The organism is Paenibacillus agaridevorans (genome assembly GCF_003112455.1).
GTDB classification, from domain to species: domain Bacteria; phylum Bacillota; class Bacilli; order Paenibacillales; family Paenibacillaceae; genus Pristimantibacillus; species Pristimantibacillus agaridevorans.
In genome coordinates, this window is record NZ_BDQX01000128.1 from 11,537 (window position 1) to 30,207 (window position 18,671).

General features: G+C 41.4%; 11 protein-coding genes. 10 read left to right on the forward strand and 1 reads right to left on the reverse strand.

What is annotated here, in order from left to right; genetic code table 11:
* Nucleotides 1-28: 28 nt before the first annotated feature.
* From PAT3040_RS12910 to metK, 6 genes are all read left to right on the forward strand, one after another.
* Nucleotides 29-4,261 (forward strand): S-layer homology domain-containing protein, encoded by a 4,233-nt coding sequence (locus PAT3040_RS12910; protein ID WP_181376590.1) that lies wholly within the window; start codon nucleotides 29-31, stop codon nucleotides 4,259-4,261.
* 637 nt (nucleotides 4,262-4,898) lie between these two features.
* Entirely contained in the window at nucleotides 4,899-7,538 is a 2,640-nt protein-coding gene (locus PAT3040_RS12915) for a hypothetical protein (protein WP_108992975.1), read from the forward strand.
* Nucleotides 7,539-7,690: 152 nt separating this feature from the next.
* A complete protein-coding gene (locus PAT3040_RS12920) occupies nucleotides 7,691-10,189 on the forward strand; it encodes a hypothetical protein (protein WP_108992976.1) in 2,499 nt (832 codons plus the stop codon).
* A 74-nt stretch (nucleotides 10,190-10,263) separates the two neighbouring features.
* Nucleotides 10,264-10,812 (forward strand): hypothetical protein, encoded by a 549-nt coding sequence (locus PAT3040_RS12925; RefSeq protein WP_108992977.1) that lies wholly within the window; start codon nucleotides 10,264-10,266, stop codon nucleotides 10,810-10,812.
* Nucleotides 10,813-10,975: 163 nt separating this feature from the next.
* Nucleotides 10,976-11,257 carry an alpha/beta-type small acid-soluble spore protein gene (locus tag PAT3040_RS12930; RefSeq protein WP_108992978.1) on the forward strand — a complete coding sequence of 94 codons (282 nt, stop codon included), beginning with the start codon at nucleotides 10,976-10,978 and terminating at the stop codon, nucleotides 11,255-11,257.
* A 182-nt stretch (nucleotides 11,258-11,439) separates the two neighbouring features.
* Nucleotides 11,440-12,642, forward strand: coding sequence for a methionine adenosyltransferase (metK, locus tag PAT3040_RS12935; RefSeq protein WP_108992979.1), 1,203 nt, complete (start codon nucleotides 11,440-11,442; stop codon nucleotides 12,640-12,642).
* 62 nt (nucleotides 12,643-12,704) lie between these two features.
* Here the strand turns inward: metK and PAT3040_RS12940 are convergent, their stop codons facing one another.
* Complete coding sequence (locus PAT3040_RS12940; RefSeq protein WP_108992980.1) at nucleotides 12,705-15,170, reverse strand: O-antigen ligase family protein; 2,466 nt, start codon at nucleotides 15,168-15,170, stop codon at nucleotides 12,705-12,707.
* Nucleotides 15,171-15,350: 180 nt separating this feature from the next.
* On the opposite strand from PAT3040_RS12940, the gene PAT3040_RS12945 reads away from it, so the two are divergent.
* The 4 genes from PAT3040_RS12945 to PAT3040_RS12960 all read left to right on the forward strand — a co-directional run.
* Nucleotides 15,351-16,154: a glycosyltransferase family 2 protein gene (locus tag PAT3040_RS12945; protein ID WP_108992981.1), complete on the forward strand. Its 804-nt coding sequence runs from the start codon at nucleotides 15,351-15,353 to the stop codon at nucleotides 16,152-16,154.
* Between the two features lie 13 nt (nucleotides 16,155-16,167).
* Nucleotides 16,168-17,160 (forward strand): glycosyltransferase, encoded by a 993-nt coding sequence (locus PAT3040_RS12950; protein WP_108992982.1) that lies wholly within the window; start codon nucleotides 16,168-16,170, stop codon nucleotides 17,158-17,160.
* 13 nt (nucleotides 17,161-17,173) lie between these two features.
* Nucleotides 17,174-17,611: a hypothetical protein gene (locus tag PAT3040_RS12955; protein WP_108992983.1), complete on the forward strand. Its 438-nt coding sequence runs from the start codon at nucleotides 17,174-17,176 to the stop codon at nucleotides 17,609-17,611.
* Nucleotides 17,608-18,671, forward strand: a 1,064-nt coding sequence (locus tag PAT3040_RS12960; RefSeq protein ID WP_108992984.1) for a glycosyltransferase, incomplete at its 3' end; no start/stop codon positions are given. The genes PAT3040_RS12955 and PAT3040_RS12960, both read left to right, overlap by 4 nt.

Sequence of the window (18,671 nt, forward strand, 5' to 3'; positions counted from 1 at the left end):
AATGACCTACATAAAGGAGGAACATGTTTTGAAAAGAGCATTATCACTCATTCTGACCATCGCCTTGTTCGTCACGCTGCTGCCGAGCTTCGCGGCCACTCAGACGGCTTCGGCGGCGGGATCTTATTTCTTGTTTCCGAACGAGAATGACACAAGGGCGAACGCGAGAATCGTATCTACGGGTACGATCCAGCTGGAAGGTACCATTAACGGAGTTGTAGGCAGTTCTATCAGCTACAACGTCAAACAAGTAACCTCATCAGGCACCGAGGAAGTTTTGAATACGACGGAGGAAATTACGACAGGGGTCGCGACAACGGGAGATAATCGCATTTCCATCAGCAGCTTAATCCTGTTCCCGGGTATGAACAAAATCACTTTCAGAGGGGTAGCGGGTACGTCTTCCGTATCAGAATCCATCTATATCGAGTATCGTGACAGTCCAATGTTGTACGATCTGAAAGTTCAATTCGAGAACAAAGAGCACGATCTGCTCGAGGATCAACCAACAATGCTGTACAGTACAGCTCCAGTCATCACCAATACGGGCCAAATCGTTATTACAGGACGCGCACCGAATGCGACGAAGGTTACCATTGACATTAATGGCCGTTCATTCGATTTTAATGTGTCCACGGCTTCCAGCAACAATCGTTTTAGCACATCACAGCTCACAATTGACAAGGGTATTAACAACATCTCGTTTAAAGTGCATAATGGCGGTCAGATCGTTCAGACCACCCGCCAGGTAGCTTTCTACAACGGTGAAGTCACTTATTACGATATGGCTATATTTCAAGTTGATAATGGTGAAATAATTAATAAAGCAGCATTGCAACAAAACATGAATTATAGTACTCCTACAAACAGCGGTTTGAAAATTTCAGGTAAAGCAATTATTCCATTGCCGCTCCATGATTTGACGGACAACGCTAATACCATAATTGAATTTGACCCACTCAATTCAGCTGCATTCTTGACGAAATTAAGCGGTTTGCTTTCGATGCAGGTTCAAGGAACGAATACCCCAGTAGTTCCCGATGCTGGTTCGGTCAGTTTCTTGCCAGCTACTATTACACCGACAACCAAATTTATTACAGTGAGCTTCACGTATACGCTGCCGCAAGTAGCGTTCGACATATCGCAGAGCGTACGATTTATCGCACCGAACTTAAATCAATACAATCAGTCCACTTGGACGGCCTTCACACTGCGTGATAACAGCAAAGCTTTTATCTATGACGTTAACTACTTAACGGGCTTCGACAGCTCGATGACCAAAGCTATTTCAAACAACACCATTCGATCCGAGGCAGTTAATACAACCCGGATCCTTAATCTTCAAGGCACCGATATTCCGGAATCAGGCGTAGATGTGTATTCGGTTCCTATGGGTGTGGAATTATTGATTGGCAATTATGACAAGTTGCTCAGCACTCCTGCAGCATCGCCAGCTTACTCAGAGTTGGTGGACAAGATCGTGGCGTCTGTAACGGGCACGCCATTCACTTACAAAATGGTCATGAGTCCAAATGGCGGCAGCGATCCGGTTGCGCCATTAGCGCAGGTAGTAACTCGTCAAGTTAACAACCAACAAGTATCCTTCTTGCGCGTGTTCCTTGAAATTCAAAAGTTGCCGAAGTCGGGAACGAACTTCATCTCTTTCAAATTTCATCCGACGGTTACAGGGACTTCTAATCCGAGGGCCACTACTGAAGTGAAAACCATTACGGCTAGGCTTCTGTATGGCCCATATATGAAATTTGACACCATCGTTAACGGAATGGACGTCAAGTTCGATTCGGTTAAAGGATCTAACGCCTCCCTAATGACACAGCTTGGCAATTTCGAAGGCCAGATCTTCAACGTGGTGAACGACGCGGAAATTAAGTATACGGGAGTCGGCAAATCCGTTTTCTTGTATATTAATAATGTTGAAGTACCATTGGTAGCAGACACTACTACCGCTACGAAGTTCAAGCCAGCACCTTCAGCCGATGCTGCATTTATCGGAAACATTCTGAACAAAGCAGGCGAGAATACGGTCAAGTTCGTATTCAATTCGCCGAGCAACAATTACGAATCGACGCTGAAATTTAATATCGTGCCTACCAATCTGCCTGTAGTTCCGGCATTGGAAAGCGACGGCGTATACCCGCATACGCAAGGGCAATGGCCGCCGCTCCCTAATGACCCGAACTTTACAAAGCAGGGATCCGTGTATACGACCAAAAATGCTTACTACGATGTATATGGCACATTCGATTTTATCGATCTTGGCGGTCAGAATGATGTGGCGACCCAATTGCAAAATGTCGATAACAAGAACAGCTATATCGTCACGATTTCATCGCCCAATTGGTCAGGTGATGTGAGATGGGATTTGTCTAAACAGTTTACTCTGGCCAATAATAACCGTGCGATCTTGAAGGATCCTCTCAATACGGCGGCTGATCATGTCATAAACAACGGCGCCAGTCCTACCGGGCCTTCGAATGTGAATGTTAACTTCTATTATGATGTAGACAAAGAGCATTTCTTCTTTAATATTTCGAATGAAGTCATGCCGGATGACGGCAGCTCCATGGTTTATGTTGTCACTGTGTATAACGCAGGTCCGAACGGTCCGAGAGCTACGTACCGACTCGAGCTCAACCCGATTTCGATTCCGTACAACATCAAAGCTCCATTGACCGAGGAGCGGATTACAAACAAAAACTTTGTAGAAGTCATCATTTCATCGCCGGGAGCGGACTCCATCACAATCGGCAAAGAGAAAGCCGAAAAGGTTACGTTTAAAGAATACTCCGGAAGCACCGTTACGAACGTGGATGCGTTCCGGGCCGTCGTCAAGGATTTAAGAGCGGGTCGAGATACCAAGATTCCATTCCAGATCACTCGCGGCGAAGATACGATTAAGCAAGAGCTTACTGTGAAGTATGTCCCGACTAACATACCTGGAGCGCAGATGCTCGAAACGATGGCATCCAGCCATAAATTGTTCAACAATTCACTAACATTAACCTTTACAAAAAATACGCAACTTATTAGGCCGAATTACAATAACTCCAACGGACACGCTACTCAAGTATATAATGGAAATGATCTGCTATTCGCCATTGCCAATCCTAATGATGGGATCGTCGATCGCCATTTGTACGAAGGTCAGCCGCCGAACTATTCAGCTAACAGCCAAGCCGAAGGTAATCTTCATATTGGCTACAGGTTCCAAGACCAAGCAAGACAATTCATTAAAGCAAGTCCATTGTATTGGATAGACGGAGGGCTTGCGGACGATCCGGATCCGATTCTGTCGCCGGGTTATGATCCTATTACGACTGGACAAGATCCGTTCCCGTTCCCGAATCTGGTGGGCAAATACGAAGGCACCTTCGCGAGCCGCTGGAATCGATTCGATCTAGAGCTTGTGCCAAGCGCGCCGGGAAGCTTGACGATTACGTATGATTCCAACGTCGTACAGAGCGCAGGAACAACGATTACGGTATTCCGATTTGACCCGTACAACAGTACGTGGGAGAACATCGGAGGCGTGGTGGATGAAAAGAAACGTACAGTAACTGTGCCTTTCAATAAATTCGGTTATTATGTGGCAGTTAAACTGACGAAAGGGTTTAACGACATCACGGATCATCCTTATGCGCGTGAAGCGATGGAAGCCATCTTTTCCAAAGGCATTATGAACGCAGTTGATCCGGTTGGACTTTTCGGCGGAGATCGTTACGTTACTCGCGGCGAATTTACGCGTATGATTGTTAGGGCGATGAATCTTCCCCTTAATTACGCAGGAGATCACCACTTCTCCTATTACCCGGAGACGATTACGAATGCCAACAACGCTAGCGCGATCTATGACTATCGCTACATTGAGACGGCGGCAAGGGCCGGTATCGTTAACGGCAAGCGCCCAGGATTCTTTGACGAGGATGTAGAGCTTTCACGCCAAGAGGCTGCGACGATCCTTGCAAGGGCATTGCAGTTGAAGCTGGAGACCGATTCGACGAAAGCGAAGAGCGCGCTTGATAAGGTGTTTAAGGATTCAGGCACGTTCGACTTCTATTCCATTCCGTCCGTCCTGGCTATCCAGAAGAAAGCCTTTATTCAAGGCAAGCTGATTAATCCGCTTGAGCCGAAGGATGGCTCCGTATTCGAGCCGAGAGCTCGTTTGCTTCGAAGCGATGCGGCGATTATCATGGCGCGTGTCATGAATGATATGAAGAAGCTTCCTAAGATTTATAACTAACTTTGCTTAACGGCGAAGGTCAGCGATTGTGCTGGCCTTTTCCGTATACATAATCGTTTCAACTTTCCATTGATCGGGTAATGAAGCTTGTACTAGTTTCATAGAGGTTGTTCAAAAAGACCACTTCTCATTACAGTATTTCTACAGGTGCAAACTTATCCATGGAAAATGTTTAATATCGACGGTGCGTATGAAAACAAGCTATACTAACAAAGTGCAAAAGCGAGCGCAGGAAAATGAGACGATCCTCATAAAAAGATTTTCATGAGAATCGCAACTTTTTCACGGAACCAACGTTTAAATACATGATGGTGTCACAATGGCAACGCAATGATGCTTCGAAACGGCATATACAAGGGATTAACTGGGATGAATTCTCATATTCCTCTTTACGGTAGCATGAGCCCATTGTATAATGTTAAAGTGATGCAGCTAGTCTAGCATCTATATTTTCATGGTTTACAAGTTTCTACGACATTGGCTTACATAGGGTTAACCATGTCCGTAGACATTATTTATACTAATATATGCTCTACTCTGGGAAGGGGGTGAATCGGCTATGAGGGAAACGAGCAATTCACTATCTGTACAAAACTCTCAACAACCGAAGCAATTTAGAGGAGGAGAAAAAAAGGTTATGAAGAAAAGTTTATCCCTGTTAGTTGCGATCGCAATGGTATTCTCCATGTTCGCAACTGTAGTTTCCGCAGCAGAAGAACCAACTGCTGGTGAATATCTTAACGAGCTAGGTGTTATTTTGGGTAACCAAGACGGCGACCTGAAAGAAGACCAAACTTGGAAACGTCAAGACATCGTAGTTCTTCTGTCCCGCCTGTTCGGCGCTGAAGACGAAGCAAAAGGTGCTAAAAAAACTCACGAATTCAAAGACGTAACTGACAAGAACTATGACGGTTACATCTCTTGGGCAGTTGAAGAAGGTCTGGTTAAAGGTAAAAGCGCAACAGTATTCGGCTTCGGCGACGAGCTGGAAAACCGTGACTTCTACCTGCTGGTTCTTCGTGCACTGGGTCAAGAAGTTGACTATGACAAAGTAGGCGAAGCTGCAGTTGAAGCTGGTCTTGCTCCTGAAGACACTGACTTCGACGATATCCCACTTCGTGGCGAAACTTACACTGCAATCGTTGCTGCTCTGAAAACTGAAGTTGAGCCAGGCGTAACGCTTGAGCAAAAACTTGGTTTGGTAGAAATCGTTGACCTTGCAATCAACAAAGTTGCTCAAACAAACAAAGGCGAAATCACAGTAAGCTTCAATAAAGCTGCAACTGCTGATGAGCAAAAAGAACTGAAAGCAAAAGTAGCTAACGGCGCAGTTGAGTACACAGTAACTTCTAAGTGGGCTGAAGATGGAAAGTCCCTTGTTCTTACTTCCACTTACCTCCCTGCAGCAACTTATACAGTAACTGTAGGTAGCTTCAAAGCAGTTGATGTTACAATTGTCAACGAGGTTCCATCCAAATTGGAAATTGGCGCTACTACACTTCAAAAAGCAGCCGGCCAAGATCTGAAAGTTAAACTGTTCAACCAGTTTGGTAAAGAAATTGAAAATGCTTCCCTTAACGTCACTGTTTTCAACGCTACTTACGGCAAAACTGTTGCTGTATCTTCCGGCAAAGTTGATCTTTCCAGTGACGAAGTAGCACGAGTTAAAGATACTGTAGTAGTAAATGCATCCCATGCAACTACTGGCCTAAATGCATCTAAATCTTTCGAAGTAGTAGCTGGTAGCTCTGCAACGGCAATTACGTTGACTGCTCCAACTCCACTTAAAGACAAAACTCGCATCTCCGTAACTGAAGAAGGTCTTGTACTTCCTTACACATTGACTGATCAATATGGTGGAGCAATCAAGTTGGCTGAAACAAGCGGCTACCAAGCGATTAGCTCTGACAAAACAATTACGCTCAGCGGAATCACTTTCCTTGTTAGCGATGTGAACATCGTTACTCATTTCTCTGTTGATAAAGATGGCGTTCTTAAATTCAAAACTGGGGCTCAGCATGGTAATGTTGTTGTGAATGCAATGAACACAACAGTTGCAGGTGCTTTCGCTTCTGTAAACTTCAATGTTTCTTCTAAAGCAGATGTTAAGACTCTGACTCTGCAAGCACCTGCTGCAATCGTGGCTGGTAACGAAGAATTCACGGTTCCTTACTCTGCTGTTGACACATTCGACCAACCAATCGCTACTAAAGATTTCAGCTTGACTGGCTTGACGTTCAGCCCAGTAGGTGCGAGCTTTGCAGCTGGCTACCCTAAGCTGAATGCTAAAGGTGAACTGAAATTTAAGTTCCAATCCCTGTCTGCTGATGCAAACGTTAATGTTTATGTTTCAAAAGCAGCAAGCGGACAAATCGGTCATCAACAATTCACAGTAAGAAAAGACGCTACTGTTGACAAAATCAATGGTTTCAACGTAGCTAAAAACTTTGCAAACAGTGGTACAGTCGAGCTGAAAGCTGATCAAATCACTTACCGTGATAGCTACGGCCGTACGCAAAAAGTTGCTGCATTGGGCGATGTTGCAATCTCCGTTACTTCCGGCACAGCACTGTCGATTACTGGTGGTAACTTGGTGGCAAACGCTACGCTGACCGGCGAAGTGAAAATCAAAGTGGTTTATGGTGGCGTTGATGCAACTGCTGAGACATTCACGTTCAACGTTATTAAAAACGAAGATGTGAAGGATTATGCGATTAAATCGATCGGTACAATGTATGCTGGTACAGTACCTACAGGTGTTGCTGTTGATGCATATGAAAAAACAATCGAACTGGTTGGTAAAACATCCGGTGGCGACGATGTAGTTCTAAACCAAGCTACTGCTTTTGACTTTGTATCTTCTGAGAAATCTTTGATTGTACAAGTAAAAACAGGTTCTCCAAAAACAATCAAAGCAGTAGATGCTGGTACTTCTGTAATCGCAGCATACAAAGGAAGCACAAAACTTGCACAAGTTGAAGTAACAGCATCGAAAGAAGCTCCTGTTGCTACAACAGCTTCGTTTGATAACAGTGAATACACGCTGACAACTGCTTCGACTAACTTTGCAACTGAAATCGTTGTTAAAGACCAATATGGCGTAGCACTGGTACCTGGTACTCATTTCGCAGGCTTCTTGTCCTCCGATAACACTAAAGTAGCTACGATTTCCGGTACTTCCGTAGTTAAAGGTACTGAGAGAGGTTCTGCAATCATCACTTACACAACAACAACTGGTGCTAGCGCTACAACTGTTGTTTATGTAGAGTCCATCTAATACCTCTTTTGAGAATTACTCGAACAAGCAGAGATTTATCTCTGCTTGTTTCTTTATTTTTATGATAAATTTAAAGTAGTATTCACAAAATCAGAAACAAAGTTATATATTAAACCGTCTATATAGATAATGAGAATACAGGAGGTTAAATCATGAATGTTCCATGGTCTAAAGCGACAAAAGCAGGCATCATTGCAGTAACAACATGTGCATTATTTTTACAGCCGAGTACATTAATATATCAGCCCGCTACAGTTAACGCTGCCGCTTCAAGCGTCACAAGCCAAATCATTAAATTAAACTCAAACAGCACAATTGCATTACAAAGCGCACAATTTCTGATGCAAGGTAATGGACGTGTTCTTGCGTATACTGTCTTGATCACTAACAATGGCAATTCCGAAATTCCTTTAAAGGATTACTGGATCAGATTAAAAACTTCGTCAGGAAAATCGTTTTCGACAAAAGTATCCGAACAGGATAAAAACGTTAGTTCGATTGCACCAAAATCAAGCAAACTAATTACATACTACTCTTATGTGGATCAAACAACGATTCTTACAGATCTTAATTTCGATATTATTATGTGGGATTTTTCGGTTTCAAACTATGAGAGAAGGCTTGGAACAATTAAGTATCCTGCAGGATCTAGTGAACAAACGAGTGCTAATAAAGCAGCTACGATGTTATACAGCAATATTAAATTGACCTCTACTATTAACAGCCTTTCATTAACACAAGACGATAATCTTGCGTACTTGCAAATCAATTACAATATTGAAAACCAAGGTTTGAACGTTGTAGATTTGAGCACACTTAACTTGTTCATTCAAACAAAAGGGTCTGCCGTATATCCAGTAAATATGATTGATTATACAGGTATTTCTTTGCAGCCAAAGCAGCAAAATCAAGGTACTCTGCAAATTGCTCTTCCAAAGAGTCTTATTGGACAATCATTGAGTCTTGTATCAGCTTTTAAAGAAGAAACGACGGGAATTATGCTTCCCGTGGCCTCCTTTGCATTGCCTGCTATTCAAGATTCGACATTGGTCGAAACTGGTAAAGCAAAAGCTACTTCTATCTCAGGTGAGAAAATCAATACCTTTGTCGATCGTGCTTTTCTAGAAAGTGGAGATACATCTAGCGTGGTGTCTATTCAATACGCAATGAGGAATACAGGAAAACAAGCTGTCGAATATCCAAACTTCTCATTTTCTCTCATCACCGAGAAGGGGATAATTTATCCCTTGGATTTCAAAAAATCAGATGATGTAAAAACAAAATTATTGCCACAAATGAGAGAAGTTATTGACATAACAGGTGCTATTCCGAGTACCATCGACATCTCTAAATCCAAACTATTAGTGCGTGCAGGTATTACTGATAAGAGCGAAGGTTATGTAGTTGGTTCATACAAATTAGTTACAAGTCCTTTAAATACTCTTGATTCGGAATATAAATATGGAGATTACACAGTCAAGATAAAGGCAATCCAACGTACTGCATCATCTGCAAATGATGTTTTGATTGCAGATATAGAAGTCATGAATAATACTGAAAAAAGTAAGGCTGTTCCAGAATTATCTGGATACTTTGTTATTAATGGAGTGAAACTTAATAATCCTACGCAAAAGATCACATTAGATAATAGCGTAACGATAGGGCCGAAGCTCAATAACAACTTTATTGTTCATGTGAATATTCCATATGCTGCAGAAATAAACAACATTTCTTTCGTATTGACAGAAAAGTCGGGAGATGTAAACACAGAAAAAACCATTTATCGTTTCAATGGGCAAAAGCTAAAAGATATTCCAGCCATTAATGTAAATACTTCTTACCATATTAGTAATGCTGGCCGACAAGCAGAAGCTAAAATCACTAAAACGAAAGTTTATGAAGGTAATACTGAAAATTATTTTTATGCTGAACTTGAGGTAACAAACAAAGAGACAAGAGCGGCATTACTATCTGGGTATAGTGGTTATTTGAAAAATCAAGAAGGTCAAGTTATTCCTGTTACGTTCTCAAAAATAGAGGAGAAAGTGGATGCAAATGGCCGAGTGTTGTTGATTGGTTGGGCTAAAATGAGAAAAAACGTTAATATAAAGCAATACGATTTGATCTTTGGTCAAACCGCTAGTTCTAGTCCTACTGTATCAGAAAATCAAACTAGTTCGATCATGGTCAAACCGGTACAATATAGCTTAAAGTCGCTAGGAACGTCCGAATCGCAAAAGTCGTTGTCTAATATTGCGGTTGCTGGACATGAATTGACGCTAAAAAGAGTCAATACAATGTTAAATGTTGAAGGCATGTATACGGTAACAGGACTAAAACTGTTATTTAATTATGATTTGCTCAAAAATGAAAATTATGATTACATTGCTGGCGATCATAAAATAATGATTGAGTTTGTTGATCAAGATTCCAGTAAAGCAACGTATTCTAAGGTCTACTCTCTAGGCAGTTCTGAAGGGGATTATCTTAAGGTTGGCGAAGGCGTTCCTCATGAGATAGTATTTCAGGATTCCTTAATACAAAGCAAGGTTCAAAGCTATGGCAAATATATATTAAATATTTATGATGTATTCCAAGGTGCTAAAATTCTAATAGCTACTAAAGAACTTAAATGGTTTATGCCTGAATAGGATTTCTACTATGCACTTACCCCCAATTCTAGTATCCTTAAAACAGAGATATTAGAAGGAGAGGAGACTTCGTAGTGAAGAATAAGGTATGGAAGTTGGCAGGGGCGGCGGTTGTGGTCTCGGCTGGCGTATGGGCTGGCATGGTGGTTGGCAACCCGCTTGCAGCTAACTCGAACGCCGTAACTCCAGGCACGATCGAAGATCCGGTCGTGACAAAGAGTTACGTCGATGAACAGATCGCAAAGTTGCTGAACGGTGGAACGGAAGGAGATGGCTCGGGCAACAACAATGGGGGAACAGGAGGCAGCGGCTCGAACGGAAGCGAGAGTGCCTCTAATGGAAACGCTGTGGTGAAGTTGGAAGTGGTTGAGCTTTCGATGGGCAAGACGCTGATTGCTGCAGCGGGTACAGAAGTGGTTGTACGTGTTGGCAAAGCCATAGCATATAGCTCTGATACTAATGGGATTTCCGATTTAACCGGCGGTGTGGATATCAAAAACGGTAAGGATGTGCCAACGAATCATTTGATCTGGTTCCCTAGGGATGGTCGCGGTATTAAAGGTCATCCGGACGAGATCGTTCCGCTTACGTTAATTGTTAAGGGCATCTATACAATTAAGTAATACCTGTAGCAAGCTGTCAAGTTCCGTCCTGGAACACGGCAGCTTGTTTTTTGTTCCACTCATGTCATAATCTACACGCATTGACAATAGATTATACGTTTGAGATGCAAGCGGCCGATGCACAATAAGTTTGTATTCTATACTTTCTCGGAGGTGCTTCAACATGAGCCGTTCTAACAAAGTCATTGTGCCCCAATGCAAGTCTGTCTTGAACCAAATGAAGTACGAAATTGCAGCGGAATTCGGACTGACCAGCGGCGGATTCGCCGTGGGGGCAGCGGATACGGAATTTGCAGGCGAGCTGGGCGCTCATAGCGCATCAAGTGTTGGCAGCGTCCATTGGTCGACATTGTCGACTCGTCAAGCCGGTTCCGTAGGGGGAGAAATTACGAAGCGATTGGTCGCACAAGCCGAACAAGTGTTAAATGCCGATTTTACTCTTTAAATTCAGTCTAAGCGGCTTAAATTTGGCAAGACAGGTGTCCATTGACACAAAGCGACATTTTCGGTATCATAAAATGCTAGAAGAAGAGTTGTCTGACAACCTTTTCCTTCGTGGAAAAGGTTCATTTTTTGTTTAAAATAAAAGACATGATTGAATACTAAGACTGTAGGAGGTTGAGATGGATGTCGGTTAAAGGACGGCACTTATTTACATCTGAATCAGTGACTGAAGGTCATCCAGATAAAATTTGCGATCAGATATCTGACGCTGTTTTGGATGCCTTCTTGGCGGCTGACCCTAACGCGCGAGTAGCGTGTGAAGTTTCCGTTGCGACTGGACTCGTACTAGTGATTGGAGAGATCTCTAGTCGTGCTGATTTTATTGATATTTCATCGATTGCGCGAAAGACGATCAAAGAGATTGGTTACACTCGCGCGAAATACGGCTTTGATTCGACGACTTGCGCAGTTCTGACATCACTGAACGAACAGTCCGCAGATATTGCACAAGGTGTTAACGCAGCGCTTGAAAGTCGTGAAGGAAAAAACATGCAGCAAGAAAATGAAGATATCGGAGCAGGTGATCAAGGCTTGATGTTTGGCTTTGCAACTAATGAAACGCCTGAATTCATGCCGTTGCCGATTGCTTTATCCCACCGCATAGCGCGTCGTTTGGCGGAAGTGCGTAAAAACGATACACTTGGTTATCTGCGTCCTGACGGTAAAACACAAGTAACTATTGAATACGAAGATGGAAAACCAGTACGTGTTGATACAATCGTTGTTTCTACGCAACATGCCGAGGAGATCTCATTAAAGCAAATCCAAGATGACATCATAGAACATGTAATTAATCCTGTTGTACCATCTGAATGGTTGGATGCACAAACTAAATACTTTATTAATCCAACTGGTCGTTTTGTAATCGGCGGTCCTCAGGGCGATGCCGGTCTAACGGGACGGAAAATCATCGTTGATACTTACGGCGGTTATGCGCGCCATGGCGGCGGTGCCTTCTCAGGTAAGGATCCAACGAAGGTTGATCGTTCAGCAGCTTACGCGGCGCGCTACGTGGCTAAAAACATAGTCGCTGCAGGACTGGCAGATAAATGCGAAATTCAACTTGCATACGCTATTGGAGTTGCCAAGCCCGTATCGATCAACGTTGACACTTATGGGACTGGCAAAGTAAACGAAGAAATGCTCGTTGAACTCATTACTAAAAACTTTGACCTGCGTCCTGCTGGTATAATTAAGATGCTGGATCTTCGTCGTCCGATATACGCGCAAACGGCTGCTTATGGTCACTTTGGTCGTACGGACATTGATCTTCCCTGGGAGAGATTAGATAAGGTTCAAAGTTTGAAAACCGGTGCCGGAATCTAATTAGGTTTTATTAGTAAAGATAAAACCAGCCCGTGCAATAACTTGCATGGGCTGGTTTTAAATTAATAGCTCAGTAATAATTCATACCTTGACTTTACAATTTTTGTATCTTCGTCATTAAGCTTGTCATACATGTCCTGAAGAATTGAAATATTATCGTCGTTCATTTTGTTAAGTGCAGCTGCGTAATAAATAGTTGCTTCAATATCATTAGCATCATTAAATTGCTGATCAAGCCTAGTGGAGAGATATTCAAGAGCAAGACTATAATTTCCTTCATAAAATGCAATTTGACCCAAAGGTAAAGCCAGTTCGGGTGTTAAACCGAATTCTCGTCCTTGATATTGAAACTCCGATAGTAAGTTCAGCTCTTTGGCTTTGTTTTGGATACTATTAAATAATAATTTTGCTTTATCCCATTCCGCTCGAGCAACCTCTGATGAACCACCATCTAATTCAGCAAGCCCCGTTTCAAAGTAAACTGACGCTAATTCGACATAAAGGTCAATGTCCCAAGGATAATTTGGTATTTCGGCTTCCAACAGTTCAGATGCCTGGGTATATTGTTGTTGTAACATGTATATTTCCAGCTCCCGATAAACGAACCTCTTGAAGAAGGCCTCTTTTGTTTTAATGTGCTTAAGTACTTCTTCAGCTTGCTTAATGTACTCAGTATCTGGAGTCTGATTATACGCTGACAGCAACAACTGGAGTTTTAAATCATAGAACTCAGGGTTAGAAGACCGAGCAATAGTTGTGTTGACAGTTTCCATTAGCTTATGAAAAGCCCCCCCATTTGTTGCCTCTAATTGTGCATCTCGGAATGAGGTGCTGGCGGAAAGATGGTTCAGTGAAAGGAAAAGGGAAATTGAACATCCAATAGCAAGAGTAATCGGATAAAGATATTTTTGCTTAGTGATTTTAATATTTTTCTGCCACTTAAATGCTTTGGAATCATTAATAGCAAGCATTCCACCCAAACAGATAAAAACTAAAAATGACAAAAAGACATAACTCATATTGAAATCAAGAATGCTATGCAACAGAATTGCTGTTGTAAATATAAAAAATATTAAATAAGGAATGCGTTTTATTTCAGGACTACGGAAATAAGAGCGGATAAAGTAAAAGTAAACTCCAACCAGTAAAATGATTAGAACAGCGAAGCCCATAAAGCCGATTTCTAGCAATACTTGTAGAAAAAAATTATGAGTCTGACTACTAATATAGGGATTATTCTGGTACTTCTCATAGAATGTTCCCCAAGCTCCTCCCCCTGCTCCGAACATAGGATAATCTTTAATTGCTTTCCATGCATCGGAATAGAATGTTCCTCGTTCAAGCACGCTGTTTTGTTGAAAATTAATATTCTCAATTCGTGACTGAATACTATCGGGAAGTAACTTTGTAAATATATCAGTCGAGAAAATTGCAGCGATGGTTGCTATGCCTAGAAGTGTAATCCCGAATGGGACCATCAAGTCCAAAGAAACTTTTTTCCAGTGTGTACGACGTATTTGTAGTAATTTGTTCATGACAAAAAACTGTAATAGCGTAATAATACATGCTGATAAAACACTTCCGATAATTAAGATCCCCCATCCTTTAAGGGAAAGAGACATTGAATATTGGGCCTGGAGATCATTTCCAAAACTTGTGATGGGAGTTAGGATAAAAAATGTTATAATGGATGTTACAAATAATGATACTAGAAAGAAAAGCTGTCGATGCCATTTTAAGAACGGTAAAATCAAAACCAACATAACTGGTAGGACCAAGAGTCCTCCACGAGACAAAGTGAGTAAAAGTGAAATGAAAGCAGGTAAAAGCAGCAATGAGTAAAAAAATGTGTATTTGACTCGTGTGCTGTGAACAACTAACACTAGGATTGATACAATCATGGCAATAAGAAAGGCTGCGTAACTGTTTGCGTATTGGAACACGGAAGTGAGCCGTGCCCCATCAGAGCCGATTATCACAGCATCTTGATAGGTACGACCGCTAGTTTCAACATTAGTCCATTGCAATATTCCCCACAAGGATGCATCGCCAAACCAATTCATCAATCCAAAGACAATGATGATAGCCCCACTCCACACCAGTAAACGAACCAGGACTTTCTTGCTGGAGAGATGACGAGCTAGATACAAGCCCAAAGTGAAAGTTACTCCATATGCTAAATATAGATATACTGATTGTACAGAATAATAAGATGAGGCTGGTTGGATAAGTGATGGTATTAGATACATGGCTGGCAGTAACCAAACAAATGTATGAATGACGTCAATCTGGAGTTTTTCTGAAGGTTGCTTCATAAGGTAGATAGCCAATAAGATTCCGGTCAAGAAGATTCCTGCTAGAAAAGTGAAAATAGGTGTATCAAATGAAGTGCTATAACCATTAAAGACAGCTCTGTAGAATGGTGCGATAATAAGCATGAGACCTATTAATAAGAGAATGGACCAGTTAATCAATGATTGTTGCTCGATCTTAAGACTAGTGAAGCTTTTGTTTTTTTTTGTCATCATATAAGTACTCCTCAGTTTCTTGATATTCTTACATCAGTTTATCATAAATGCACTAAATCGACACTTGTGTAGCTCTTATAATTTGGAAGCAGTAGGATATAACTCTAGTATTTCAAGTTGTGCTTTGGTACAATTTTTTACATAACAAATTAATATGCGACAGGAATCGGGAGTCGGCGCATGGTTAATATATCGATAATAATGAGTGTATATAACAGCGGAAATGAAAAAATGCTTAAGACTTGTATTGAGTCTATTCGCAATCAGAGCAATTCTGAGTGGGAAATGATTATATGCGATGATGGATCTTCGGATTGCACCTATGAACTTATTAAAAAACTATGCCAAAAAGACTCTAGAATAATCATCATCCGCAATCCGACTAATATGAAAGCCTCTGCGGCACGAAACCGATGTTTGAGCTTAGCCGTAGGGCAGTATATAGCTATTATGGACGCTGATGATTACAGTGCGGCAAATCGGTTAGAAGCTCAATTCAACTATTTAGAGAATAACGCGAAAGTTGACTTTGTTGGAACAGGAGCATGCTTGTTTGACGAGTCTGGAGTGTGGGGAACTAGAATATACGCAAAACAACCCGTTGAGAGAGATTTTTTGTTTGTCCTACCGTTCGTACATGCTTCAATTATGTTTAGGCGAGAGGCATTGCAAAATGTAGGGGGCTACAATGAAAGTTGGAAAGTGGTTCGAAGCGAGGATTACGATTTGATTATGCGATTGTACAAAGCTGGGTACAGGGGTGCGAATATGAAGCAGCAGTTGTATCATGTTCGCGAGGACCAGGATGCTTTCCGAAGAAGAAAGTATCGATATCGATGGAATGAAATGATAGTGAGATTCGAGGGGTTTAAAGGTATGGGATTATTGCCTGCGGCGTGGCCATATGTGATTAAGCCGCTTATTGTTGGATTGATTCCGCATAAGTTTCTCCAATTTTTGAAGGAAAAGCATTATAACAAGTAAGCAGGTGTTGCACATGGGTCTGTCTCCACTGGTATCTATTATTATCCCAGTCTTCAATGGATCGAATTACTTGCGGGAAGCGATAGACAGCGCGTTATCTCAGAGCTATGGTCATATTGAAGTGATTGTCATTAATGATGGTTCAACTGACGGTGGCGCCACTGAACAAATTGCATTGTCGTATGGAGCACGTATTCGATATTACTCGAAGCCCAATGGCGGAGTTTCGACGGCATTAAATATAGGGTTAAGAGAAATGAGGGGGGAGTACTTCTCTTGGCTGAGCCATGATGATAGATATAAGCCAGATAAGATAAGGAAACAAATGGAGTTCCTTTCACAGCTTGATGATAAAAAGACAATTTTGTATGGCAGCTATGAAATCATTAATCACAAATCAAAGAAGATCGATATTGTACAATTTGATAAACTGTATCCGATCACTCAGCTTAATAAATCCCTCTTCCCAATTTTTCGTGGTCTAGCAAATGGCTGTTCAATGCTTATACACCGTAGCCACTATGAACGCGTTGGTTTGTTTGATGAAGACCTACGTACTACACAGGACTATGACATGTGGTTTCGCATGTTTCGTGAGGCTGAGGTCAGGTATTGCCCGGGTGTCTACCTGCAAATGAGGTTTCATTCTGAGCAGACGGGGCGAAAGGTGGCGGAACATAATGAGGAATGTGATCGGTTGTGGATTTGGATGATAAACTGTCTTGATGAACAAGAAATGTGTTACTTGGAGGGGACAAGCTATCAATTTTACAAACTTACCTTGAGGTACTTAAAAACAAGAACAGAGTATGTAAAAGCGATTGCCCACACAAGTTATTTATTGGAAAAAGCTGTTCCACCTCAAGGCGTGAATTTGAGTGAGGGGTTTGGGAGAATAAAACTCTCAGAGGGTGATAGACTTCTTTTAATTAAAAGAATTTATTATTGTATTAGATACGAAGGTACAATGGCAACAATAAATAAAATCATTAGAAAAATAAGATAGGCGGCTAAATGATATGAGGGGAAGTAAGGCGGAAGAAACCCATGTTGATGAGAGGCAGAATCGAATTAATAATATAAATTATTCATTGCCTGATACCACCTCATTATTGAGGGAAGTAAATGTATTAATTTATGATGTTACAAGAAAATATGAACTTATTATTGCAGATATCAAGAAAGATCATGAGCGGCAAGTGAGTGAACTGAAATCTCAAATTGAGCTTTATGAAGCAGAAAAGTACACTGCAGTAAGGTTTCGAAAAACAAAGCATCGAACGAGGCAGTTTATTATTCGTCTTATAAAGAAAGTATTAAGGTTTAGTTTTAGAATTATAAAAAGTTGTATTATTAAAATGGGATGGAAGGACAGAGTACGAAATTCAGCTTTATTTATAAAAATAATGGATGCAAGAATTACAGAAAAGATTAAGAGGAGGTTAAGTTCCGAATGAATATACTTTTATTAACGGATGTTCCTCCGTGTACCAATTTCACCGCTGGAATTGTATTGGACCAACTTGTAAGAATGTTACTCAAAGATGGTCATCGTATAGCGTGTTTTAGCATAATGGATCCCTCACTAAACCCTCAGATATCAGATGACATTCTGGGAGCAGTAAATTATAGAAACACTCAAAAACCCAAAGAGTCTTGGGGCAGGCATCCCAAAATCGGTTCAGTTGCTTCATTAATAGGTAATAATTTCAGTTCTACGGTGATGCTACCAAAAATTGCTCGCGAAATAGCGGAGTTTGCTAAAGAAAACTCTGCAGAAATAATATGGAGCGTCGTTCAGGGGCAAACAATGATTAAAGTCGTACGTAGGGCTGCTGCATCAGCCGAAATTCCATATACTGTGCAAGTTTGGGATCCGCCAGAGTGGTGGTTGTCAGAAAATAAATTCGATAAATTTACCAAAAATAGTGTCATGAAAGAATTTGGGAAGTTGTTGCATAATAGTAGAGCATGTATGTCAGCATCTTGGAGTATGGCTGAGGAGTACACAAAAGAATATCAAGCTAGATGCATACCAGTAGTGCCTGGGTTAGATGATAAAAGCAATAGTGAATTGACTGAGCGAACAGACCAAGATTTTATCATCGCATTCGCGGGGCAAATTTATGCACTAACAGAGTTTAACGCTCTTATACAGGCTCTTGAATTGCTCAATTGGAGTTATAGTGGCAAGAAAATAAAGTTAGTATTGTACGGACGATACTTTCAAAATCTACATTTTAACTCACCAGCAAATATGGTTATTAGAGGTTGGGTGGACCAAACAGAGGTTCTTAAAGAATTATCGAATGCAGATTTATTATACTGTCCGTATTGGTTCAGTTCAGATTTTGAAAAAGTTGCTAGACTATCGTTTCCATCAAAGTTAACTAGTTACCTAAAGACAAAACGGCCAGTTTTAATGCATGCTCCGTCTTATTCATCGCCAACGAGGTTTATTCGAGAAAATAATGCTGGGTATGTATGTGAATCCTTATCTCCCGCAGAGATAGCTCA

Bases quoted from the DNA above. Each gene is read 5' to 3' on its own strand.
- PAT3040_RS12915 (WP_108992975.1), top strand. From the start codon at position 4,899: ATGAAGAAAAGTTTATCCCTGTTAGTTGCGATCGCAATGGTATTCTCC.
- PAT3040_RS12920 (WP_108992976.1), top strand. From the start codon at position 7,691: ATGAATGTTCCATGGTCTAAAGCGACAAAAGCAGGCATCATTGCAGTA.
- PAT3040_RS12930 (WP_108992978.1), top strand. From the start codon at position 10,976: ATGAGCCGTTCTAACAAAGTCATTGTGCCCCAATGCAAGTCTGTCTTG.
- metK (WP_108992979.1), top strand. From the start codon at position 11,440: ATGTCGGTTAAAGGACGGCACTTATTTACATCTGAATCAGTGACTGAA.
- PAT3040_RS12940 (WP_108992980.1), bottom strand. From the start codon at position 15,170: ATGATGACAAAAAAAAACAAAAGCTTCACTAGTCTTAAGATCGAGCAA.
- PAT3040_RS12945 (WP_108992981.1), top strand. From the start codon at position 15,351: ATGGTTAATATATCGATAATAATGAGTGTATATAACAGCGGAAATGAA.
- PAT3040_RS12950 (WP_108992982.1), top strand. From the start codon at position 16,168: ATGGGTCTGTCTCCACTGGTATCTATTATTATCCCAGTCTTCAATGGA.
- PAT3040_RS12955 (WP_108992983.1), top strand. From the start codon at position 17,174: ATGAGGGGAAGTAAGGCGGAAGAAACCCATGTTGATGAGAGGCAGAAT.